Origin of the sequence: Paraburkholderia sp. SEWSISQ10-3 4, from assembly GCF_030464785.1 — a bacterium.
In the GTDB taxonomy this organism is placed as follows: Bacteria; Pseudomonadota; Gammaproteobacteria; order Burkholderiales; family Burkholderiaceae; genus Paraburkholderia; species Paraburkholderia aspalathi.
On sequence record NZ_JALPRI010000001.1, the window covers coordinates 1227265 to 1249848 of the forward strand.

At 62.6% G+C, this 22584-nt stretch carries 19 protein-coding genes; 7 read left to right on the forward strand and 12 right to left on the reverse strand.

The window, feature by feature from the left end; genetic code table 11:
• Window positions 1-20: 20 nt before the first annotated feature.
• The gene (locus tag M0D68_RS05495) at window positions 21-953 is read right to left on the reverse strand and encodes a LysR substrate-binding domain-containing protein (protein WP_200617352.1); all 933 of its coding nucleotides are present in this window, start codon (window positions 951-953) and stop codon (window positions 21-23) included.
• A gap of 177 nt (window positions 954-1130) precedes the next feature.
• Here M0D68_RS05495 and M0D68_RS05500 point away from each other — a divergent pair, with 177 nt between their 5' ends.
• Window positions 1131-2159, forward strand: a complete 1029-nt coding sequence (locus tag M0D68_RS05500; RefSeq protein ID WP_256458284.1) for a DUF1338 domain-containing protein — start codon at window positions 1131-1133, stop codon at window positions 2157-2159.
• Window positions 2160-2213: 54 nt separating this feature from the next.
• A complete protein-coding gene (locus M0D68_RS05505) occupies window positions 2214-5231 on the forward strand; it encodes an FAD-binding and (Fe-S)-binding domain-containing protein (RefSeq protein ID WP_266223926.1) in 3018 nt (1005 codons plus the stop codon).
• An 18-nt stretch (window positions 5232-5249) separates the two neighbouring features.
• Here M0D68_RS05505 and M0D68_RS05510 read toward each other — a convergent pair whose 3' ends face one another.
• On the reverse strand, window positions 5250-5882 hold the full coding sequence (locus tag M0D68_RS05510) for a helix-turn-helix domain-containing protein (protein ID WP_093635019.1): 633 nt from the start codon (window positions 5880-5882) through the stop codon (window positions 5250-5252).
• Window positions 5883-6198: 316 nt separating this feature from the next.
• On the opposite strand from M0D68_RS05510, the gene M0D68_RS05515 reads away from it, so the two are divergent.
• Window positions 6199-6492, forward strand: coding sequence for a GYD domain-containing protein (locus M0D68_RS05515; protein WP_054034849.1), 294 nt, complete (start codon window positions 6199-6201; stop codon window positions 6490-6492).
• A 107-nt stretch (window positions 6493-6599) separates the two neighbouring features.
• Here M0D68_RS05515 and M0D68_RS05520 read toward each other — a convergent pair whose 3' ends face one another.
• Window positions 6600-7910: an MFS transporter gene (locus M0D68_RS05520; protein ID WP_200650882.1), complete on the reverse strand. Its 1311-nt coding sequence runs from the start codon at window positions 7908-7910 to the stop codon at window positions 6600-6602.
• A 381-nt stretch (window positions 7911-8291) separates the two neighbouring features.
• Between M0D68_RS05520 and M0D68_RS05525 the strand changes: the two genes are divergently transcribed.
• Window positions 8292-8741: a MarR family winged helix-turn-helix transcriptional regulator gene (locus M0D68_RS05525; RefSeq protein ID WP_054034851.1), complete on the forward strand. Its 450-nt coding sequence runs from the start codon at window positions 8292-8294 to the stop codon at window positions 8739-8741.
• A gap of 32 nt (window positions 8742-8773) precedes the next feature.
• Here the strand turns inward: M0D68_RS05525 and M0D68_RS05530 are convergent, their stop codons facing one another.
• The 5 genes from M0D68_RS05530 to M0D68_RS05550 are packed head-to-tail and all read right to left on the reverse strand — an operon-like array spanning window position 8774 to window position 14408.
• On the reverse strand, window positions 8774-11053 hold the full coding sequence (locus M0D68_RS05530) for a molybdopterin cofactor-binding domain-containing protein (RefSeq protein WP_266223927.1): 2280 nt from the start codon (window positions 11051-11053) through the stop codon (window positions 8774-8776).
• 35 nt (window positions 11054-11088) lie between these two features.
• Window positions 11089-11733, reverse strand: a complete 645-nt coding sequence (locus M0D68_RS05535; RefSeq protein WP_200617342.1) for an isochorismatase family protein — start codon at window positions 11731-11733, stop codon at window positions 11089-11091.
• Between the two features lie 11 nt (window positions 11734-11744).
• On the reverse strand, window positions 11745-12785 hold the full coding sequence (locus M0D68_RS05540; protein ID WP_200617341.1) for a 2,5-dihydroxypyridine 5,6-dioxygenase: 1041 nt from the start codon (window positions 12783-12785) through the stop codon (window positions 11745-11747).
• A 19-nt stretch (window positions 12786-12804) separates the two neighbouring features.
• Window positions 12805-13632, reverse strand: coding sequence for an alpha/beta fold hydrolase (locus M0D68_RS05545; protein ID WP_266223928.1), 828 nt, complete (start codon window positions 13630-13632; stop codon window positions 12805-12807).
• 23 nt (window positions 13633-13655) lie between these two features.
• Window positions 13656-14408 (reverse strand): Asp/Glu racemase, encoded by a 753-nt coding sequence (locus M0D68_RS05550; RefSeq protein ID WP_028194760.1) that lies wholly within the window; start codon window positions 14406-14408, stop codon window positions 13656-13658.
• 298 nt (window positions 14409-14706) lie between these two features.
• Here M0D68_RS05550 and M0D68_RS05555 point away from each other — a divergent pair, with 298 nt between their 5' ends.
• The 3 genes from M0D68_RS05555 to M0D68_RS05565 all read left to right on the forward strand — a co-directional run bounded on the left by M0D68_RS05555 (window position 14707) and on the right by M0D68_RS05565 (window position 18936).
• Window positions 14707-15858 (forward strand): FAD-dependent monooxygenase, encoded by a 1152-nt coding sequence (locus tag M0D68_RS05555; RefSeq protein WP_093635026.1) that lies wholly within the window; start codon window positions 14707-14709, stop codon window positions 15856-15858.
• Between the two features lie 107 nt (window positions 15859-15965).
• Complete coding sequence (locus M0D68_RS05560; protein ID WP_093635027.1) at window positions 15966-16481, forward strand: (2Fe-2S)-binding protein; 516 nt, start codon at window positions 15966-15968, stop codon at window positions 16479-16481.
• Window positions 16465-18936, forward strand: coding sequence for a c-type cytochrome (locus M0D68_RS05565; RefSeq protein ID WP_200650878.1), 2472 nt, complete (start codon window positions 16465-16467; stop codon window positions 18934-18936). Before M0D68_RS05560 ends, M0D68_RS05565 begins: the two co-directional genes overlap by 17 nt.
• A 20-nt stretch (window positions 18937-18956) precedes the next feature.
• Here M0D68_RS05565 and M0D68_RS05570 read toward each other — a convergent pair whose 3' ends face one another.
• The 4 genes from M0D68_RS05570 to M0D68_RS05585 form a co-directional block, all read right to left on the reverse strand.
• On the reverse strand, window positions 18957-19874 hold the full coding sequence (locus M0D68_RS05570) for a LysR family transcriptional regulator (RefSeq protein ID WP_200650877.1): 918 nt from the start codon (window positions 19872-19874) through the stop codon (window positions 18957-18959).
• A 153-nt stretch (window positions 19875-20027) separates the two neighbouring features.
• On the reverse strand, window positions 20028-20750 hold the full coding sequence (locus M0D68_RS05575) for an ethyl tert-butyl ether degradation protein EthD (RefSeq protein ID WP_307852660.1): 723 nt from the start codon (window positions 20748-20750) through the stop codon (window positions 20028-20030).
• On the reverse strand, window positions 20747-21283 hold the full coding sequence (gene hpaC / locus M0D68_RS05580; RefSeq protein WP_200650876.1) for a 4-hydroxyphenylacetate 3-monooxygenase, reductase component: 537 nt from the start codon (window positions 21281-21283) through the stop codon (window positions 20747-20749). The genes M0D68_RS05575 and hpaC overlap by 4 nt, the downstream gene beginning before the upstream one ends.
• 13 nt (window positions 21284-21296) lie before the next feature.
• Window positions 21297-22514 carry an acyl-CoA dehydrogenase family protein gene (locus M0D68_RS05585; protein ID WP_200650875.1) on the reverse strand — a complete coding sequence of 406 codons (1218 nt, stop codon included), beginning with the start codon at window positions 22512-22514 and terminating at the stop codon, window positions 21297-21299.
• Window positions 22515-22584: the final 70 nt, after the last annotated feature.

Here is a 22584-nt window from a genome sequence, read left to right on the forward strand (position 1 = left end):
ACTCGGCGCTAACAGCTGAATCAAACAGTCTCGGGATTGCCCGCCAGCCCAGGATTCACCGCGCTGTACGCCGCCGCTTCCCGCAACAGCCACTCGCGAAAGCTCGTGAGCGGCTTGCCGTGACTCAACTCCGTCGGATAGACGAGGTAATACGCCGAGTCCGCGACGGCGGGTGCGTCAAGCGGAATCACAAGTCCGAGTTGTTCGAGCTGAGCGTCGACGAAAAAGCGCGGCACCAGCGCGATGCCGAGACCGGCCGCTGCAGCGCTGATCAGCATCGTGTGGAGTTCGTAGCGGACCCCTTGCATTGTCCGGTTATCGTCGACACCGAGGTTGGCGAACCACGACGCCCAGCCGTCAGGCCGGGTGGTGGAATGCAGTAGCGGGTAGTCCAGCAGATCCGCCGCAGTTTCCACGGGCCGGGCCAGCAGACTTGCCGCACACACCGGCACGACTTCCTCGCTAAACAGAAAATCGGCCGATGTGCCCGGCCATGTCGGCTTGCCGTAGTGAATCGCGGCTTCGAAATGCGTCTCGGCGAACGGGAATGTGCCGGTGCGCACACCCATATTGACCCGCACGTCCGGATACTGCGCATTGAATGCCGCCAGCCGCGGAATCAGCCATTGCGATGCGAAAGTCGGCAGCACCGCCAGTTCCAGATACCCACCGCCGCTGCCATGCGCAATGATCGACAGCGTGTCGCGGTCCAGTTGTTCGAGCGAGCGTCGCACCTGCGCGCTATAGACCTTGCCCGCCTTGGTCAGCACCACCCGCTGTTTGACGCGCACGAACAGCCGCACGCCGAGATTGCTCTCCAGCGTATTGATCTGCCGGGACACCGCGCTTTCGGTGAGGAACAGCTCGCGCGCCGCATGCGTGAAGCTCTCGTGCCGCGCGGCGGCTTCGAAAGCGAGCAGCGCGCCCATGTTGGGGATCTTGAACTTTCGCACGTTGATTCCAAAAACGCATCAAGTGGCGATTTTATCTCGCTTTACGGCGCCGCTGCGAATTTGAATAATCTCGCATCCAACGATGCCGTGCTTGCGCCTTGAAGCCATGCCGGCAAGCCATCTTCATACACACGAACGCGTGCTCACCGCACTCCGCCCGGAACCGATATGCGAAACATCAAGAATGCGAATGTCGAACAACTGCTGCTGAAATTGCTCGGCGCAGAGAAAACCGCGAGGCTGTTCGCCACTCTGAACCATCCGCAGATCCTCAATGAATGGGAGGACGGCACCGTCACCCGCGCCGAACTGGCGCAGGCGATGAACATGGCGCTGTTCGAAGACCTGCTGGCGCGCTCGGCGAATGGCCGTCAGTACACCGAGGAGGCGATCGCCGCTGGTGGCAGCGTCTACTTCGATCATGGTGCATTGCGCACGGTGCGCTGGGCGGAGAGCGGCGCGTTGCCGCCGGGTGAGGCTGCCTTCGCGCGCATCTTGCGGCCGCTCGGCTTCAGCATCAACGGCCGTTATCCGCTTGACCGCCTGGGCATGACCGGTCGCGCTTGGGCACATGACGACGCCCCCGACGAGATCGCGCAGTTCTTCGTCAGCGAATTGCATCCCGAGCGTTTCTCGGCGGAGTTTCAGCAGGCGGTGACGAAAGTGATCGGCGCCTCTCGCGATCCGTTGACGCCGCAAGCCGCCGGCCAGTTGTGGGAGCTCGAACGCGAAGGCGTGTTGTCGCTCGAGGCGGCTCACGCATTGCTGCCGGTGATCGTCGGCGCCTTCGCGCGTCAGCATGAGACGCCACGCGAAGCCGATTACGAAGTATTGTTGAAGGAGTCGGCCGAAATGGCGTGGATCGCGACCGAAGGCAACGCCTTCAATCACGCTACCGATCGCGTCGCGGACGTGTTCAAGCTCTCCGACGACGAAAAGGCAAAGGGTCGTCCGATGAAGCCGGAAGTGGAGCGTTCGCGTTCGGGCCGCGTGTTTCAGACCGCGTACCGTGCGGACATCGTGCGGCGCGAATTTCGCGCGGCCGATGGCAGCATCGTCACGCGCGACGTGCCGGGCTCGTTCTACGAGTTCATCACGCGCAAGCGGACCTTCGATCAGGACGCGCGCCGCTGGGAAACGGACCTGCGTTTCGACGCCGGCAACGCACAGGGCATCTTCAAGATGACCGCGAGCCAGGCGGCTTAATTCGTAAGTGCAGGGTAATAGCGTGGGCGTTGAACACGAGACATGAGGGGCAAGGTGGGAACGTCATTGGATGAAGAGCAGGGCGCAGGCGTGAAGGCTTCGTTGAGCGACGCGGCTCATGGCTCGTTGAAAGCGCCGCGCGTTGCCAAGCCCTTTCAAGGGACTGCTGCTGTGATGCAGGCGCTCGAAGCTGACCTGCGTCGCAACGTACGCGGCGAAGTACGCTTCGATCAGGGCTCGAAAGCGCTGTATGCGGCGGATGCGTCGAACTATCGGCAAGTCCCTCTCGCCGTGGTGGTGCCGTCGGACGTCGACGATCTGCTCGAAACGCTCGCCGCTTGCCGCCGCAACGACGTGCCCTTTCTCCCGCGCGGCGGTGGCACCTCGCAGAACGGTCAATGCGTGAATGTCGCGGTGGTGGCCGACGCGAGCAAGTATGTGAACCGCGTCGTGTCGGTCGATCCTGTCGCGGGCGTAGCGATCGTCGAACCAGGCGTAATCTGCGACACCTTGCGCGACGCTGCCGAAGCGCACGGCCTCACATTCGCACCCGATCCCGCGACGCACAGTCGCTGCACGCTCGGCGGCATGATCGCCAACAACTCGTGCGGCGCGCATTCGGTAATGGCCGGCAAAACGGTGGAGAACGTCGAGGCGCTGGAAATCGCGACCTTCGACGGCGCGCGTTTCTGGGTCGGGCCTACTTCGGACGACGAACTCGAACGCATCATCGCAGCAGGCGGCCGCCAGGGTGAAATCTACGCCGCGCTCAAGCAACTGCGCGACACCTACGCCGGTCAGATTCGCGCGAAATTCCCGCAGATCAAGCGGCGCGTGTCGGGCTTCAATCTCGATCAACTGCTGCCGGAAAACGGCTTCAACGTCGCGCGGGCGTTGGTCGGCACCGGGGGCACCTGTGCGGTGACCTTGCAGGCGAAAGTGCGGCTCGTAAAGAGTCCGGCGAAACGCGTGATCGTCGTGGTCGGCTTTACCGATATCTACACCGCCGCGGACGCCGTGCCGCATTTCATGCGCTGCGGGCCGATCGCGATCGAAGGACTCGACCGTGCGATCATCCGCGGCTTGCAGGCGCGCGGGTTGAAGAAGGACGAGATCGCGCTCTTGCCGGAAGGCGATGCCTGGGTCGTGCTCGAATTCGGCGCGGACACACAAGACGACGCCGTGCATCAAGCGCAAACCGCGGCGGCGTATTTCTCGTCGGGCACGGCTGGACCGAATGTGTCGGCGATGCTCGTCGAAGATCGTGCACTGCAGGCGAAGGTGTGGTCGATCCGCGAGACGGGCGCGTCGGCGGTGGCCTTGTCGGTGGATGCCGGCACGCCCGATCCAGTGGTCGGTTGGGAAGATGCGGCAGTCGATCCCATGCGTCTCGGCGATTATCTGCGTGCGTTTCAGGCGCTGGTGGATCGATATGGCTACGAGACGAGCCTATACGGCCATTTCGGCGACGGTTGCGTCCACGCGCGCATTACCTTCGATCTACGCAGCGTGGAAGGTGTCGCGACGTGGCGTAAGTTTCTACGCGAAGCGGCGGAACTGGTGGTCGAATTCGGCGGCTCGCTCTCGGGCGAACACGGCGACGGTCAGGCCAAGGCCGAGTTCCTGCCGATCATGTACGGCCCCGATCTGATGCAGGCGATGGAGCAGTTCAAGGCGATCTGGGACCCGGCCAATCGATTGAATCCCGGCAAGGTCGTGCATGCGTATCGCGCCGACGAAAACCTGCGTATGGGGCCGGCCTACAAGCCCGTGACACTGCAAACGAAGCTCACCTTCGCGAGTCAGGAAGGTGAGGGTTTTCAGCGTGAGATCGAACGATGCATCGGCATGGGCAAATGCCGCTCGCTCGAAGGCGGCACGATGTGCCCGAGCTTTCGCGCAACACGTGAAGAGAAATACTCGACACGTGGCCGCGCGCATCTGTTCTGGGAAATGCTGCAAGGCGACGTGATCGCCGATGGCTGGCAAAGCCGCGAAGTGAAAGAGGCACTCGATACGTGCCTCGCGTGCAAGGGCTGCAAATCCGATTGCCCGACGCATACGGATATGGCGTCGTACAAAGCGGAGTTTCTTTCGCATTACTACGAGACGAATCGCAGGCCGCGCCAGGCATTGTTTATGGGGCGGATTGGCGAATGGGCGCCGTGGGCGGCGCGCTTTCCGCGTTTCACGAATTTTATGACGTCGACATCGGGGTTGGCTGCAGTTGGGAAATGGGTCGCCGGTGTCGCGCAAGCACGTGAGTTGCCGAAGTTTGCTACGCAGACGTACCGGCAGATTGCTCGGCGTTCGCCTCAGACGGAGCTCGATGCTCGCTCTTCTGGCGACGTGAAGAAAGTCATCCTGTGGGTCGATACGTTCAATGATCACTTCACGCCCGAGATCGCGCAGGCCGCGGCCGATGTGCTGACGCAAATGGGGTGGCACGTCGTGCTGCCGAAGAACCGTTTGTGCTGCGGGCGTCCGCTGTATGACTTCGGTTTGCTCGACCGTGCGCGCGAGTTGCTGACCACCATTCTCGATGACCTCGGAGAGGACATCGCCGCCGGCGTGCCGTTGGTCGGTCTTGAACCCGGCTGCTTATCGGTGTTCAAGGACGAACTGCTGAAGCAATTCCCCGATCACGCTTTAGCGACGCAACTGTCGGCGCAGACGTTTCTATTTTCCGATTTCGTCGCGCGTCAGCCGTTCGATTGGCCGACGCTTCCCGCGGACGTAATCGTGCACGGGCATTGTCATCAGAAGGCGCTGTTCGGTATGCAAGGTGATACCGCGCTGCTGAACAAGCTTGGCGTGAAGTGGAAATTGCTCGATACGGGATGCTGCGGCATGGCGGGATCGTTCGGCTTTAACGACGAGCATCACGCGCTGTCGGAGAAGATCGGCGAAGACACGCTGTTTCCAGCGGTGCGTGCTGCGGCGGCGGCAAACGCGGAAACGATCGTACTGACCAACGGCTTCAGTTGCCGGGAGCAGATCGAACAGGGGACCGGGCAACACGCGATGCATATCGCGCAACTAGCGCAGCGGGCGTTGGCGGCGCGCCGTTAAGGGGCCGTAGCGCCGTCGCTATTTTTTCGCCGGCTCTGAGGTAGCCGACGTCTGCGGAATGTCGGCGCTGGTTGCCATCCACAACACCTCGGCGTCTTCGTCGCTGGTGGACACTGCTGCGTGGCCGGTGCGGCTGTCGAAGTAAAGGCTGTCACCTGCGTTGAGATGCGTCGGCGCGTACAACTCGGAATAGAGGCACACGCTGCCGCTGATCACGTACAGGAATTCTTCGCCCTCGTGACGACCCCAGTCATCGAAGGCATCCAGCGTGTGCGCCGAAATGCGGATGCGAAACGGCAACATCGCTTTGTGCGCCAGATCCGTGGCGAGCAACTCCATCTGATAGCCGCGGTAGGCGTGACGCTGGCCTTCGTTTTTGCGGGTCAATGCGCGGCGGCCGCTCGCGCTGACTTTGGGCGTTGAGCCGAACAGCTCACCGATTTCAATCTTCAGACCGAGCACGATTTTCTGGAGGACGTCGAACGTGGGGGACATCAGACCGTTTTCGACTTTGGAGAGGGTCGAGCGGGAGACGCCACAGAGGCGGCTCGCGGTTTCGAGCGTCAAGTCCTGCGCCTGGCGGGCCGCACGGACGCGGCGGCCGAGGTCGGTTGTCGATGGATCGGCGGGTTTGGTGAGGTGGGTGTCCATGGGGCTGGCTTAAATACTCGCCTTGCGCGGCGTTCGATGTTTCCGATAATAACATTTGGGAAAGGCGGGGCTCGGTAGCGTCCGGCTCATGCGACCACCTAGCAACTTTTCCCATCGGAAACGCTGCGACGTCGGAATTCACTAGACCCTCACGCCTCCTTACCTGCCCAGACCGCCAAACAGCCGGCGACGGCGATTCCATTGCCTACAATCAGGTTACGTGCAGGACGCTCTCGAGTAACTCGATTGCAGTAGCGTTCGCAGTCGAGCCTGCGCGCCCGAATCCCGACTTGTAGTAATCGTAAGGGGAATCGTCATGGCAACTTATGTGGTTCTTGCGCAATTTACTGATCAAGGTATCCGCAACGTCAAAAACAGCGCACAACGGGCTGGTCAAGCGGCAGAGATGGCCAGGAGTTTTGGCTGTGAAATGAAAGAGATCTACTGGACGATGGGCCAATACGACATTGTCACGATCGTGGAAGCGCCGGATGAACAAAGCTTCATGTCGTTCGGCCTGGCGCTCGGCTCCGCAGGCAATGTCCGCACGCAAACGCTCCGTGCATTGAAGAAAGACGAATTCAGCGCTCTTCTCGGCAAACTCCCATAAAACAGCCCGACACCAGGCTCTCCAACCGCCTCTCTCCGCGATTCTTCTTCTACGCCGGCAAGCGTCACGATGCGCCGCGGCGAGGCGCGCGCATCGCAACGAATCGATCAGCGGTTCACGAGCTTGGCGGAATACGTCAACGCAAGCGCGCAGCCGACGATCATGCACGCGGCGAAGCCGAACAGACCTGCGCTTTGCGAATGGAACGTATCGCGCAACCAACCGATGAAATACGTGCTGCCGAAACCGCCGAGGTTCGCGATCGAACATGCGAAGGCGATACCCGCCGCCGCGGCGGGCCCCTTCAGGAAGGTCGAAGGCAGCGACCACACGACAGGCATTGCAGCGGCCGCGCCCGCGTTGATCAGCGAGAACAGAATGACCGTTGCAACCGTGCCGTGGTTGCCCGCACCGGCGATAACTAGCGCAACCGCCGCGACGAGGAACGGGACCACGATATGCCAGCGACGTTCGCGCATCCTGTCGGAACTGGCGCCGCAGTAAAGCGTGCTCAGCACGGCTAACGCGTTCGGAATCGCCATCAGCCACCCGATGTGATACGGATCGGCTACACCGGTATCGCGCAAGATCGACGGCAGCCAGAAGCTCGTTGCGTACAGCCCGAGCAGCACGCACAGATCGATGAGGCCGAGTGCCCACACCTTGAAATCGACGAAGGCGCCGCTCAGCGAATGACTCTTGTTGCCGGACGGCTCCGCGTCGAGATTCGCGCGCAGCGTTTTCTTCTCCGCGGCGCTGAGCCAGCGGGCGGATTCGATGTTATTCGGCAGCCACGCGAGGATCGCAATGCCGAGCGCGATCGACGGCAGCGCTTCGAGCAGGAACAGCCATTGCCAGCCGCCCAGGCCGTGCGCCCCATTGAAGAACGCCATGATCCAGCCGGAAATCGGGCTGCCGATCATGCTCGAAAGCGGCAAGCCGACCATGAACAACGCCACGATGCGAGCACGGCGCGCATCGGGATACCACTGCGTCAGATAGAGCAGCACGCCCGGCAGAAATCCGGCTTCGGCGACGCCGAGCAGGAAGCGCACGATATAGAACTGCATCGGCGTGGTGACGAACAGCGTCGCGCCCGACAGCAGACCCCAGGTAATCATGATGCGCGCGATCCACAAGCGCGCACCGACCCGCTGCAGAATCAGATTGCTCGGTACTTCGAAGAGGATATACCCGGCGAAGAACAGACCCGCGCCGAGGCCATAGACGGTATCACTGAACTTGAGCGCGTCGAGCATCTGCAGCTTCGCGAGACCGATGTTGATCCGGTCGAGATACGCCGCGAAATAACACAGGCAGAAGAACGTGATGAGACGGATCGTAACCTTGCGATAGAGATCGCTGTTGTCGGTGCTGCTCGTGTCGAGCACGGCACTGCCCTGATAAACATTCGCCATGACTGCCACTCCCGGAAGGTGGTGCGAAAAAAGGTGGATGTCGTGCGACAGAGATCACTCGCACTTCGCTTGCAGATGTCTGTGTATCACGCTAAAAACGTAGCGTATACGCTTCAAAATACGGTTCGGGAAAATACCGGTACCAGCCCATAAAATTTCCTCGTCGATTCGCCCAATCTCTCGTATAAATGCCTGTAATTCGTGCTTTTCTGCGAGCATGCATGTGCCTGTTTCACAACGGAAGTGCATGAAAAATGTAAAGCGTGTTAGCTACAAATAAGCTGCACGACGCGACAGCTTGATCAAGGTCGTATTGAGGGCCTGGTTAGAGGGTGTACACTCTTTCTCTTTCGTCTTCAGGCCGCCCGGCCTTGTACCCCTATGGCGCCGCGCAAGGATTCCTACGACTTTCACGATCAGATCGGCCACTTGTTGCGTCGTGCGTATCAACGGCATGTCGCGATTTTTCAGGAAGCGATTCCTGATTCCGATCTGACCGCTGCACAGTTCGTCGCACTGTGTGCGGTCAAAGAGCAGCAACCGTGCTCACTGAACGACATCGTCAAAGCAACCGCAATCGATCAGGCGACGATCCGCGGCGTCGTCGAGCGCCTGAAGGCGCGCGCGCTGATCGAGGTGGGCGCCGACCCAAACGACGGGCGCAAGCTCGTCGTGCGTCCCACCGCGGCGGGCCTCGCATTGATCGAGCGCACCGTGCCGTTCGCCCAGGAGGTCACGGAGCGCACCTACGGCGCGCTGAATGCGGGCGAACGCGTCGCCATGCTGTTTCTGCTGCGCAAAATGATGGAGTCGGATGCAGACGGCGAGTAGGTGAGTCACACCGCAATCGTCTTGCCTGGCTCCTAAATATTCGTCGCCTGCGCCGGTTCAGCCACCAGCAGCTTGCCGGCGGCGCGCAAACCTTCGCGCACTGTCTCTTGCGTGAACGGCGGCGCGAGCAGGCGCACGCCAGTCGCGTCGTAGATCGCATTCGCGAGCGCGGCGGGTCCAGGCACGGAGGCCGATTCGCCGGCGCCCAGCGGCGGTTCGCCTTGACGCGGCATCAGCACGATGTCGACGGTCGGCAATTCCGGAAAAGTCAGGATCGGGTAACTGCCCCATTCGCGGCTCGCCACCTTGCCATCGACGAATCGCACGCGCTCCTTGAGCGAGCGGCTCAACACCTGGATCACGTTGCCGTGAATCTGATGACGTACGCCGTCGGGGTTGATCATCGTGCCGGTGTCCTGGCCGACCGTGATGCGCTCGACTCGCACCTGCCCGGTCACACGATCCACCACGAGTTCCACTGCCCACGCCGACCATGCAGCGCCAAAACCCGGAAAGCGGCTGTGCACATAGCGTGCATAAGCGATGCCATGTCCGCGCGCATAGCGCTCATCAGCCGCTTCACTGCCGCGCTTGCGATGCTTCCATCCGGCGCGCACGGCAACCGCTTCAAGCAGTTCGGCCGCGCGCGTGTCGTTCAGATGGCGTAACCGAAATTCCAGCGGGTCGCAGCCGGTTAGCGCGGCCATTTCATCGGCGAACGAATCGTGCGCGAACGAGTTGGGCAGAGCCGACACACCGCGAAACCATGATGAACGCACGAGCGGGGCGAGATCGTCGCATGCGAAACGGCGGTGCGGGCTTTCGTACGGCGAGACAGCGGTGCGGTCGCCCATTTCAAAGACGCGCGCTTGTGGAGCGACGGCGCCGGTCAGCACTGAGGCGAGCAGCGGTGCATCGTTCGACGGATAGCGCGTCACGAAGTCGTAGCCGAGCAGACGGCCGCCGTCGCTCACCGTGCCGGTGACGTCCACCACCTGGCCACAGCCTTTCGGCTCCCACGTGTGTTCGTCGGCACGCGAGAGCTGCACGCGCACCGGCGCACCGACCGCGCGCGAAAGCAGCAGCGCGTCGCCGCAGACGTCGTCCGCACAATTGCGTCCGTAGCAGCCCGCCGCTTCCATGCGGACGACGTCGATGTCGGCTTCGTCGCGTTGCAGGAGGGTCGCGAGATCACAGCGTAGCGAGACCGGATTCTGCGTGCCCGACCAGACGGTGATGCGTCCCTTGCCGGGCTCCCGGTAGTCGGCCACCGAACACGATGGACCGATCGAGCCATGCATCTGATAAGGCCACACGTAGGTGCGTGACACCGTGATCGTGCCAGGCAGGCCGCGCACGGATTCTACGTCGCCTTCTTCCAGCAGAGGCCGTCGTTTTGCCGGCGCAGCGGAGATCGCAGCGCCTGGATCATCCAAAGATTCGAGCGGCGGCAGCGGCTTCCATTTGACGCGCAACTCGCGTGCGGCACGAATCGCCTGTTCTTCGCGCTCGGCCACGACGCCGATGAAATCGCCGATCACCACTACGTCTCGTACACCGGCAATATGGGCGACGGATTCGCGTTCAACCCGCTCGAAAGATGTGCCGACGAAAGCGCCGCTATCGATGCCGCTATAAGGCGGACGCACCACCCGACCATGCAGCATGCCGGGCACGCGCATGTCATGCACAAAGGTCAGCGCGCCGGTCGCCTTCGCCGGCAGATCGACACGCGGCGATGAACGCCCGACGAGCCGGTACGTCGATGGATCCTTGACGGGCGTGCCGGTATCGAGTTCAAGCGTCATGCTGCGGCCAGCGAGCAGTTCGGCAAATGTCACGCGTGCGCCATGCGGGTTGGCCGCGCAGAAAATCTGGGCGTCGTCGGTGGCAAGCTGTTCTATAGCGACACCGAGGCGCTGCGCAGCGAGTTCGAAGAGCGCGCCGCGCGCCTGCGCCGCTGCACAACGCAGCGGCACCGCCGAAATCTGGATCGTCGCACTGGCGATCGTGGGACCCTGATTCGGCGTGGCGGCGGTGTCGCCGAGCAGCACCGTGACGCGCTTCGCCGGCACGTCGAGTTCTTCCGCAACGATCTGGCCGAGCGATGTGCGTATGCCCGTGCCGAGATCGACGTGACCGTTGAACGCGAGGATCCGCCCGTCATCGAGTATCGCGACGAAGACTTCGGGTACGTCCGGCACGTAGGTCGAGAGGCTGCCTGGCTGTCCGGCGGCGGGCGTGACGGGCGCAGCCGGCCGCCGGATTACGGCAAGACGGCCGATGCGTGCCAGAAGTTCGGAGCGATTCACGGGCGGAGTCCCTGGATGTGCACCACGCTCATGCGTCAACGCACGCGCTGCTCGATCGCGACCAGCGCGTCCGCGAGCGGCATCACCGCCGCGTACTTCTGCTGCATGTCAAACAGGTTCGCGTCGTGCGGGCCGATTGCCCGATCGCCGACGCAGTCGGACAACACCAGCGGTCGAAACCCATACGACATTGCATCGACAACACTGGCGCGCACACAACCACTCGTCACCGCCCCGGCCACGAGCAGCGTTTGCACGGCGCGCTGCGTAAGCCACGGCGCGAGTTGCGTGCCGAAGAACGCGGACGGCACGGTCTTGCGCACCACCAGTTCGCCTTTCGCGGGTGTCAGTTCCGGCACGATCGCGCTATTGGGATGGTCTTCGGTGAGCGTCGCCATGCCCGGCACTTTGAGTGAGAACACGTTGTCGTCGCTGCCGTCCTCCGCGTAGACGATGCGGCTGTGCGCGACCGGCCAACCCGCGGCGCGGGCGTGGGCAAGCGCCGTCACGGTACGTGCAATCGCCGGCGCGATATTGCCGCCGCCGAATGTAGACGGATCAGCAAAGCCGACCACGAAGTCGACGATCAAGAGGCCAATATTGCCTTGAACGGGCAGTGGTGTGCCGAACCCTTGCTGCTGATACACATGGGCTTCGGCGTGCGTTTGGGGAGCATTCATCGCATCAGGTCTCAGCGTGTCGATTCGATTACGCGGCCGTCGCGCACGACGACATCATCGTCGAGCAGCACGGTGCAGTGGCGCAGCGGAATATCGATGTGGCAGGTCGTGGTGCGGCTGCCGCCGCCTTCGTTGTTCGGGCCGAGCGAGAAGAGGAAATTACCCTCGAACGCGCGCGCATCCATGCCGATGGTCGCTTCACGATCGTAGAGCCCAAGCGTCGACCAGCGCGCACGCGGCTGCAGCCCCCAGCCGATATGCGAGATCGCATAGCCTTCTGGGTCATTGAAGGTTTCCATGTAGTCGCGCAGTAACGCGGCATCAACACCGCCTTCGATCTTTGTCGCGTAGCCGCCTTCCACGGTCAGTACGATCGGCTCGCTCACATAGCGTTTCTGCGGCAGCAGGATATCGCCGCGATCGATCACGATCGTGCCGTGCGCGGTGCGATCGTTCGGATAGGTCAGAGCGAAGCCACTCGGCCAGTGATCCCAGCGGCCCGGTTCGTCGACGAAACCGTATTCGGCGGTGGGGCCGAACTCGCCGAGCGGACACACGAGCGACGTGCCTGCCGGGGACGTCACGCGCATTTCCCGCGCGGCGGAGATACGCTTCGCGGCGCCCAGCACCCGCGTGCGGTCTGCCTGGGTCGGCACCATGCGCGCGAGCACCTCGGGAGGTTCGACGGCCAGCAGGATTTTCGTGCCGGACTTCAGGATGTCGTGCTGCTCGGGGGAGAACAGCAGAGTCATCAGGTCGAGCACGAGATCGCTCGCTTTCAGCGCGGCAATCGCGGGGCCGTTGCCGGTGAGCGGCGTGGTGCCCAGATAGGCGAGCGAATCGCGGCTGAAGGCCTTCTCGCCGTTCACCGGCGGCAGATCGAGCCGATTGACGATCGCGCCCATCGATTGCGTCGCGATGAGTGCGCAAGACAAGGTCTGCGGATGCGTGGCCGGGCTCGTCAGGATCGTGACGCTCTGGCCGGGTTCGAGGCGGGACAGCGTGAGCACTTCCTTCCACGCTTCGATCAATTGGTAGTCGCTGACTGGCATCGACGGTTCCTTTTTACGGTCAGTAGGCGAGCGGCGCGCCGAGGAAGTCGCTGAAGGCGGCGTAGAAGCCGGCAGCGGTGTCCCACGGAATCATGTGGCCGGCGTTGGGTACGCGTACATGCAGCATCGCCGGCGTGGCGCGCTGCAATTCGGCGACGTCCTCGTCGCGCACCACATCGCCGTTCTGCGCGGTCATCAGCAGTGAGGGCACCGTAAGACGGGCGGCGTCGGCGTGGAAATCGTCGGTGTGGAAGCCTTCATAGGAGGCGAGTACCGCGCGCTCGTCGCAGGTATGCAGCCATTCGGCGCGCAACTGGCGTTCGGCTTCCGTCCAGGTTGGGCAGAACGCGCGCATGCCTTCGGCGTCGGTGCCGCTTCGCGCGAGCGCCATCGAATCGACGTACCAGGGCAGCTTGCCCGGATAGTCACGGCGGCCGGGCCCGGAAACCGGGGGATCGATCAGCGCCACTGAGGCGAGTCCGCGCGGCGCATGCAGCGCCGCACGCGCCGCAATGCGCGCGCCCATCGAATGGCCGACCAGGCTGAATTCACGCAGACCGAGCGCCGCGACGAACGCGGCCACGTCGGCGGCTTGTGCGTCGAGGCTGTAGTCGAGGGTCGGCGATGCCGACGACAGGCCACGGCCGCGCACGTCGAGTACATAGGTGTCGTGCGTGCGGCCCAGCACTTCGCCGACGAAGCCCCACGTGATCGCCGGGCTGGTAATGCCCGGAATCAGCACGATAGCGGGGCGATTCGCGCGTGAACCGTCGGCGCCGCCGTAGCGCAGATAGTGCTGGCGGATGCCGTTGGCCGCGACGTTCGCGCCGTACAGGAAGGTAGTCATGGTGCGTCCTCGTGCGGCGGCGGTCAGTAAGCGCCCGACAGCAGGGCGCCTGCGCCCGGCACGATCGGTTCGAGATCGAGTTCGCGCAGCATCGCGTAGGTGGTGGCGATCGCGGCCGTAATCACCGGCTTGCCCGTCATGGCCTCGACCTTGGCGACCGCCGGCAGCGACGGCATCTGTACGCAGGCGGACAGCACAATTGCGTCGGCCTGTTCGAAAGGCATGCTTTTGACGATGTCGGGCAAGCGCGCGGGATCGTGGCGGCCCACGTCCAGGTTGTCGGGGATTTCGAGCGCGCGATAGTCGATGACTTCATACCCTTCGTGGCGGATGTAGTCGACCACGAGCTCGGTCAATGGCTTCATATACGGCGCCACGACGATGACGCGTTTGGCGCCGATCACACGCAGTGCATCGACGAGCGCACCGGCGCTCGTCAGGACAGGCGCCTGCCCGCCGTTTTCCGCCGTGCGCTGCGTCAGGCGCGCCTGCGACACGCGGTGATAACCGTGACCCATGGCCATGATCGCGACGAGGCAGGCATAACCGAGCACGTCGACGCGCGCGTCGGACAACTCGAGTGCGCAGCGGTCCGACTCGGCGTCCATTGCCGCCAGTTCTTCCTTGACGACCTTCTTCATGCGCATCCGGCTCGAATGAAAGGTGAAACGCTGCGGACGGATCGTCTCGCGCAGTCGCAGCATGGCCGGGATCTCCGTTTCCATCGTGGTGTTCGAGCTCGGCACGATCTGGCCGATCCGGTATGTCCTGGTCATTGTGATGCTCTCCGGTCAATGTGAGTGATGCCCGGCGCCTTGCGACGGCGAGGGGCGTCGTACGTTGAAGCAAAGTCTAGTGTGTACGTTATAAAAATTCAACAGAATAAAAATGCTCCAGACGAGCGACAGGAGGAGTGAAAGCGAGATTTCACGTATATAGGCGACAAATTCGGTGTTCGAGTGCACGTAAAATTTTTGTTGTCGAAAGAATTTCAAATGTGTACGCTACATTTAATCGAACTCAACCGGACCGTCGAAGCATGTCGCTGGGCGGGCGCACGAACAGGAGAACATCATGAGAAAAACCCGTATCGCCGTTATCGGCGCAGGCCTCGGCGGCACGGCGGCTGCCGCGTTGTTGCAACGCAGCGGTTATGACGTCAGGCTCTACGAGCAGGCTCAGGCGTTTTCACGCCTGGGTGCGGGTATTCACCTGGGGCCGAATGTGATGAAGATCATGCGTCGCATCGGCTGCGAAGACGCTCTGAACCTGATGGGCTCGCATCCCGACTTCTGGTACAGCCGTGACTGGAAAACGGCCGAAGCGATCTCGCAGATTCCGCTCGGCGATCACGCGCTCAAGGCCTATGGCGCGAGCTATCTGACGGTCCATCGTGGCGACTTTCATGCGCTGATGACCGAGGCGGTTGCGCCCGGCACGATCGTCTTCGGCAAATGCCTGAAGTCTGTCGAAGATACCGGCAGCGACGTGCGCATGACTTTCGCGGACGGTTCGGTCGAGACGGCCGACATCGTGATTGGCGCGGACGGCGTCAACTCGAAGATCCGCGATCACCTGCTGGGCTCGGAGCCGCCGCGCTATACGGGCTATGTCGCGCATCGCGCGGTCTTCCCCGCGTCGTTGCTCGGCCACAAACCGTATGACATGTGCGTGAAGTGGTGGTCGGAAGACCGTCACATGATGGTCTACTACGTGACCGAGGCGCGTGACGAGTACTACTACGTCACGGGCGTGCCGCAGGCCGAGTGGCCCACGGGGGTGTCGATGATGGAAAGCAGCCGCGAAGAAATGCGCGAGGCGTTCGCGGGTTTTCATCCGGACGTGCAGAATCTGATCGACGTATCGCCGTCCATTACGAAATGGCCTTTGCTCGAACGCGATCCGCTGCCGTTGTGGAGCCGCGGCCGCCTTGTGCTGCTCGGCGACGCATGTCATCCGATGAAGCCGCACATGGCGCAGGGCGCGGCAATGGCGATCGAAGACGCCGCCATGTTGACGCGCTGCCTCGACGAAGTGGGTGCAACCGACTACGCGGGTGCCTTCGCGCTGTACGAAGCGAACCGCGCGACGCGCGCCTCCAAGGTGCAACTGGTCTCGCACAACAACACCTGGCTGCGCACGAATGAAGACCCGTCTTGGGTTTTTGGCTACGACGTGTTCAACGTGCCGCTCGTGTCGCCGGCCGCCGAGGTCGCTTCGGCCTGAGTGTGAGTGGTAAGCACGCGATACGGAAGCGCGTGGCGCCGGCGCCATAGCACGCCGCGTGCTTCCGCTGTAAGGTCGTCCCTTTTCATTTGTGAACAGGCTCAGATATGGCGCATTCGAGTCCGCCCGCCGGTCCGCTGACGCTCACCGTCAACGGCGTTCGCCGTACCGTTCAGGGCGCCACGCCGGATACGCCACTGCTGTATATCCTGCGCAACGACTTCGAACTGAATGGGCCGAAGTACGGATGCGGCCTCGGGCAGTGTGGCGCGTGCACGGTGATCGTCGACGACCAGCCGACGCGTTCGTGTGTCGTGCCCGCGAGCATTGCGATCGGGCGCGAAGTCACGACGCTTGAAGGACTTGGGACGGTCGATGCGCTTCACCCGGTGCAGCGCGCCTTCATCGACGAACAGGCGGCGCAGTGTGGTTACTGCCTGAACGGCATGATCATGAGCGCGAAGGCGCTGCTCGAGCGCAACCCGGAGCCTGACGACGACGCGATCCGCGACGCGCTGCGCTTCAATCTGTGCCGATGCGGTACGCACTTCGAGATCGTCAACGCGGTGCGTCGCGCTGCGCAATATCTGCGGCATGAAGGTGCGCATGAATCAGAACGGTGACGACCTCGTAGCGGTGCGTGATGATGAACGTGCGCTTGAGTGTGTGCGTGCGCAGTCTGTCGGGAACGAAAAGTCCGGCGTGGCGCTGTATCGGTCGGAACGGTATCAATGGCCCGTACGAACGCAAACGGGCGACGCAGCCGCTATGGTTTATGCGGACCTGATGGTCGAGACCGGCCACGAGCGCAACGGCACGATGACAACGTGGCAATACCGTGCGCGTCTGGAGCACGAAGAGGTTTCCACGTGCGATGACGATGTCGAGCCTACTGCGCCTTTGCTGGTATACCGGCACGCTCAGACGTCCGTGGCGGTCGAAGCTTCTGCGGCCAGGACAATTCCTGTTCAGGCGCATGCATTTGCCCGCGAATCGTTCATCGACGAACTCGCTCATGCGCTGCAACGCGACCCTGTCGCGTTGCGCCTGCAGCACCTCGACGCGCAACGTGACGGCGGCGCGCGCGAAACGATCCGCATGGTGACCGAGCGTGCCGCGTGGGGCGGGGCGCTTGCGGCTCAGGCTGAGCCGGCGTCGCCCTGGGTGCGCGGGCGCGGCTTCGCGTTTGACGGCGAAGCGCTTGAGCACAGCGTGCCGCTATCGTCGGATGAGAAAGGCCGTTTGCCTGTGCGTGTCACAACGGGAGCGCCGAATCCGGGTGCCGACAGCTGGACGGCGTGGGTCGTGGACGTCGACGTGAATCGTGAAACTGGCGATGTCGCGATCAGACGCGTGGTCGCGGGTCGTGGTTCGGGCGAACCGGGTGCGGCGCGCGTCTTGGGCTTGCCGTCGTGGCAGGTGGCCGATGCGATCGAGCGCTCCACCGGCGTGCGCTTTCTTGCCCGGTCAGCCCACGATGAAACCGGCGTTGCGTACGGCGATGCTGCGGTGTCGCATGAACTGAGCGTGGCGGGGAGAGCGCTGAACGAGTCGACAGCCGGGACGGCGCGTACCTTGACAAGCGCGGAGGCCGACACGATAGAGCGTGCCGCGGCGCCAGCAGCGGCCGCGATTGCGAACGCCTTGTTCGACGCAACCGGCGTGCGTTTCCGAGCGCCCCCGTTCGACGCGGAGCGCATCCGCCGCGCGTTGGCTGATGTGCCTTCCGCTACGTTGGCTGAGGCGCCTGCGCAGATGCGTCGTCCGTCGCGTTGGCGGCGGTGGTTGGCCGGGGGCGGTATCGGTGGCGTGATGGGCGGTTTGATCGGCCTCGCCTGCTCGGTCCTGCCGGGGCCGGCGCCGATCGCACCGATTGCCTCCGTCGATACTTCGCTGTGGTCGCCGGCCACGCTCGAACGCGGTCGTCAGATCGCCGCCGCGGGTGATTGCGCGGTCTGCCACACCGCGCCGGGCGGCAAGACCAATGCCGGCGGCTTCGCGCTCGACACGCCGTTCGGCACTGTCTATTCGACCAACCTCACGCCCGATGCGCAGACCGGCATCGGTACCTGGTCATACGAGGCGTTCGCGCGGGCAATGCGCGAAGGTATTGCGCGCGACGGCTCGCATCTTTACCCCGCGTTTCCGTACACCGCGTTCGCCAGGATGAGCGAGTCCGACATGATGGCGCTCTACGCATATCTGATGTCGCAAGCGCCGGTCAAAAACGCCTCACCGAAAACGAACCTGCCGTTCCCGCTCAATCAAAGACGGCTGGTGGCCGGATGGAACTGGCTGTTTCATGACACACGTCCGTTCGTCCCCGACGAGACGCGCTCGGCGCAGTGGAATCGCGGCAAGTATCTGGTCGACGGCGCGGGGCATTGCGGCGCGTGTCATACACCGCGCAATGCGATCGGCGCGGAGAAGGGCGGCTTTGCGTATCTGTCGGGCGGGAGCGCGGAAGGCTGGGACGCGCCGTCGCTGGTGGCTTCGCGTGCGTCGCCGGTGCCGTGGTCCGAGGCTGCGCTGTTCGACTATTTGCGCACGGGCTTTTCTGCAGAACACGGTGTGGCGGCGGGGCCGATGGCGCCGGTCGTCGCCGGACTCGCTACGCTGCCGGAATCGGACGTACGTGCGATGGCTCACTACGTCGCGTCGTTGTCGGCACCCGTTGACGCGGAGGTGTCCGCCCGTGCTGCGGCCACGCGGGCGATTGCTACAGACGCGAATTCGACGACGACACTTGGCTTCGAAAACGGCCGCCGCATTTTCGAAGCATCGTGCGCGGTGTGTCATGCGGAATCGGGCGGCGTCGGCCATTTCGGCGTGCGCCCGTTGATGGGATTGAACACGAGCGTTGCCCAGGCCTCACCGGACAATCTTCTGCATGTGTTGCAACATGGAATCGATCAGCCCGCAACGGAATCGCTCGGTTACATGCCCGGCTTCGGTGATGTATTCGACGACAAGCAGATGGCCGAACTCGCGTCGTATATCCGCGCGCGCTACGCGCCGGGGCAGCCGGCCTGGCGTGATCTCGAGTCAGCGTCGGCAAGATTGCGCGCGGGGCACTAGCGCCGTCCGAGCAATTCCGGTCAGTCGGCCTGATGAAACATATCGTAGATGGCGTCGACCAGCCAGGCGATTCCCGGGTCCGCCGAAAACTGCGCGTGGCAATGGACCTGAATTTCAATGGGTGGCAACGAGAAGGGCAGCGGGAGGATGCGGAAGGACTTGTTGCGGTTAAAGCGTTGCGCGATGCTTCTGGGGAAAATGACGGCGAGATCGGTGTTCTGAACGATCTCCGGCGCAACGACAAAATGAGGCAGGCGCAGCACGATATCCCGACGCAGATTCAGTTCCTCCAGCCATTGCTCGACCATCCGGTGTCCGGTTGCGTTTGTACTCGCATAGACGTAGCGCAAGCTCGCGAGGTCTTCCTTGGTCGGTTTCAGTTTGCGCAAAGGGTGACCCGCCCGCACAACGCAAACATGCTCGTCGAAGAATAGCGTCCTGCTCACGCAACCTGAATCCAGACCCGGAACGTAACCGAGCGCGAGATCGATTTCGCCGCTGCGCATCGCGGCACTCACTGAGTCGACGGAGACATTCGCGATCTCGATCCGGATACCGCGCGCAGTACGGTCGAGCATCGAGAGCAGCGGCGGCAGGAAAAAGTACTCCGACATATCCGACATCGACACGCGGAACACGCGCGTCGTCGTAGCGGGGTCGAATTTCGCGAGCTGCTGCACGGCGCCGTTGATGATCTCGAACGCCTGCGTGAGCGGTGCGTGCAAACGCAGTGCCGCATCTGTGGGCACCATGCCGCTGGGCGTGCGCACAAAGAGCGGGTCGTCGAATAAGCCACGCAGCCGGCGGAGCGCGTGGCTGACCGCAGGTTGCGTGAGCCCGAGCCGTTCTCCCGCGGCGGTCAGGCTGCGTAGATCCGAAATGGCCAGAAACACGCGCAGCAGATTCAAATCCGTAATGCCAGAGTGCGACTTTGTCATGACGTTCGGATCGCGGCAGTGAAGGAGTCTGACGATCGCGTTGCGTCAGGCTCTGGCTGTTAAAACGGACGCGCAACTTTCGGTGCGACAGTATCCGGTCCGCAGAGCGGGACCTGACAGCCGCCTGCTGCTTAGGGCTATCCGCGTCCGGCTTTACGTCCGCTGCAGGTTACCGTAAATGCTGTGCATAGGGAAATGCGAGGCCGGTCCACTGTATGGCGGGAATGCGTCGAAATCCTGCTTCATCTGCGCACGTACCGGCGAGGCCAACGCTGCGGACAGCGCCGCGGGATCGTCGAAGACCACTTTGTTCCGCTGCATGGCGGTTGCTTGCGGAATATCTAAACCGGTCCGATAGTCGACCCGCGTATAGATTTCCAGCTCACGAATGTGGGGCAGCTGTGCCATGAGCGGGGGATGATGCTTCAAATAGTGCGTCAACCAGGCATTGAAATTCTGGGCTTCTCCTTCATAGCCGACGAGATACGTGCATTTCTCAGACGGACCTCCAATGCCGGGGGCATTCGGCGTAGCAAACTTTCTCACCGCCATGAGTTGCTGCGCGACTGCAAGGCGGTCTTGGGCGGCGTCTATCGCTTGCTCCACGATCGTGTGTGCCGCACCGCCGCGTTGAAGAGCCGCTTCGGCAGGATCGAGATCGTCGAAATACCACTGCAGCACCCAGCGTGGCTTCAATGCATGTTCGTTTGAATGAGGATCGCCATTCGCCGACTCCTCAGAGCGATGGATCACGAAGCGCCGCAGTCCTTCAACGTTCTGGGACGCCGCCTGAATCAGCGATATATCGACGTCGCGCGACTCCGGATGTATGCCATGGCGGTAGCCGATAAGAAACAGACAAACTTCCACATTCACCTCGCAGCGCTTGCTACAACGGACTGCACCGTTGCTTCCGGCCGCACAAGGCGGTGGAACTGCCGGCCAAAGTAGATCAGTCCGTCGCCTTCCGCTCTAGTCGAGATATGCCCGATTTCTACAAACATGACCGAATGCGAGCCGACACTCTTGAGGTCGACAATCTCGCCTTCGAGACTTGCAATCGCATGCGAGAGGACCGGGGCCGACCGATGTCCGATCGTCCATGCGTGACGTGCGAATCGCTCGTCCATCGAACAGGCTGTCATGCCCGCGAAATCACGCGCGACGTCCTGGCATTCCGCCGCCAGCACATTGATGCACACATTCCGGTTGTGATGCAGAACATCGTGTACGTAACTGGCCTGATTGATACAAACGAGCATCGTTGGCGGCGCATCTGTCACGGAACAGACTGCGCTTGCGGTAATCCCGCACCGTCCGCTCGGGCCATCTGTGGTGATGATGTTGACGGCCGCGGGCAGGCACGCCATCGCATCGCGGAAACGCCGTTTGGTGTCGTCGATCGTCATGATTGTCCTCGTATCAGGGATACGGCGTTACCGGCGCGATCCCGGCAAACAGCGCGCCCGATGCGTCGTAGGTGCCTTCTCCAAGGAACGCATGCTGTGTCACGACAATTGAGTCGCGCACCAATCGCTGCAGCCGATTCTCGCGGTAGATCGCCGCGATGCCCGCCAACTGATACGCCTGCATCACGACCTCGGCGCACACTTGTGCGGCGTGAGTCGCGCTGAGGCGCATCAGATTGGCCTGATGCTGTGTCACAGGATCGCCGGCGATGATGGTCTGCCACGCCGACTCGGCGGACTCGTAGAAGAACGCGCGAGCACTGCGCCAGTTGGCCTCCGCTTTCGCAAGACCGGAGCGGTAGTAACCGCGGTCTGCAAGACGCGGGGCGCCGGTGGTGGTTTTAGTCGATCCGGACATGTCGGTCAGCAGATCGAGCGCTGCACGCGCGAGGCCGACGTTGACGGCGGCGTGCACTTGCGCCTGATACGCAACGGCGGGATAGCGGTAGAGCGGTTCGTCGATCAGCGCCTGGCCGCCGCGAACGAATGTCCATTGCTCGTCGACGAATTTGTCGCGAAGTCGCAGATCGTGGCTGCCGGTGCCCTGCATACCGACCACGTTCCAGTTCTCAACGATCTCGACCTCGTGCGCGGGGAAGACAGCGGTGAACGGTTTCCCTGCACCAGTGTCACCCGAATTGGCGGGCGTGCCGCCGATCCCTACTCCGATCCAGTCCGCGCCCTTGCAGCCGCTTGCAAATCGCCATTGGCCGCTGACCATGAAACCACCCGGCACTTTTGCGGCCGGTTGCAACGGGTAGAGTCCGCCGGCAAAAACCTGGTCCGGTCCTTTCGCATAGATGTGCTGCTGCGTTTCGATTGGGAGCGACGCGAGATAGGTATTCGCCGAGCCGAACGCGGCGACCCACGCGGTCGATCCGTCGGCGATCGCGATGCGCTCGAGCATGCGCAGAAATTGCGGCGGCGGCAGCGCGTCTCCACCGAAGCGGCGCGGCGTACTTGCGCGAAAAATGCCCGCGCGTTTCATCTTCGCGATCATGTCGCGCGGAACATGTGACAACTGATCGAACTCGTCTCTTCGACGCTCTATTTCCTCGATCAGAACATCGAGGGAAAGGGGACCCGCGTACTCCGGATACGGATCGGCTTGATCGACGACGCGAGGTTCATAGGCGTGCGTCGGAAGGCTGGCACTTTGAAGGCTTTGCATGATGGCAGGGTGTCGGAATTGAATAATCGATCCGTCTGGTGCGGCGGCGCCACAGCGCTGCCGCTTAACG

What these genes read in the sequence shown, in the direction of transcription:
- M0D68_RS05510 (WP_093635019.1), bottom strand. Translation starts at nt 5,882, where the DNA reads ATGGACACCCACCTCACCAAACCCGCCGATCCATCGACAACCGACCTC.
- M0D68_RS05515 (WP_054034849.1), top strand. Translation starts at nt 6,199, where the DNA reads ATGGCAACTTATGTGGTTCTTGCGCAATTTACTGATCAAGGTATCCGC.
- M0D68_RS05520 (WP_200650882.1), bottom strand. Translation starts at nt 7,910, where the DNA reads ATGGCGAATGTTTATCAGGGCAGTGCCGTGCTCGACACGAGCAGCACC.
- M0D68_RS05525 (WP_054034851.1), top strand. Translation starts at nt 8,292, where the DNA reads ATGGCGCCGCGCAAGGATTCCTACGACTTTCACGATCAGATCGGCCAC.
- M0D68_RS05535 (WP_200617342.1), bottom strand. Translation starts at nt 11,733, where the DNA reads ATGAATGCTCCCCAAACGCACGCCGAAGCCCATGTGTATCAGCAGCAA.
- M0D68_RS05540 (WP_200617341.1), bottom strand. Translation starts at nt 12,785, where the DNA reads ATGCCAGTCAGCGACTACCAATTGATCGAAGCGTGGAAGGAAGTGCTC.
- M0D68_RS05545 (WP_266223928.1), bottom strand. Translation starts at nt 13,632, where the DNA reads ATGACTACCTTCCTGTACGGCGCGAACGTCGCGGCCAACGGCATCCGC.
- M0D68_RS05550 (WP_028194760.1), bottom strand. Translation starts at nt 14,408, where the DNA reads ATGACCAGGACATACCGGATCGGCCAGATCGTGCCGAGCTCGAACACC.
- M0D68_RS05555 (WP_093635026.1), top strand. Translation starts at nt 14,707, where the DNA reads ATGAGAAAAACCCGTATCGCCGTTATCGGCGCAGGCCTCGGCGGCACG.
- M0D68_RS05560 (WP_093635027.1), top strand. Translation starts at nt 15,966, where the DNA reads ATGGCGCATTCGAGTCCGCCCGCCGGTCCGCTGACGCTCACCGTCAAC.
- M0D68_RS05565 (WP_200650878.1), top strand. Translation starts at nt 16,465, where the DNA reads ATGAATCAGAACGGTGACGACCTCGTAGCGGTGCGTGATGATGAACGT.
- M0D68_RS05570 (WP_200650877.1), bottom strand. Translation starts at nt 19,874, where the DNA reads ATGACAAAGTCGCACTCTGGCATTACGGATTTGAATCTGCTGCGCGTG.
- hpaC (WP_200650876.1), bottom strand. Translation starts at nt 21,283, where the DNA reads ATGACGATCGACGACACCAAACGGCGTTTCCGCGATGCGATGGCGTGC.
- M0D68_RS05585 (WP_200650875.1), bottom strand. Translation starts at nt 22,514, where the DNA reads ATGCAAAGCCTTCAAAGTGCCAGCCTTCCGACGCACGCCTATGAACCT.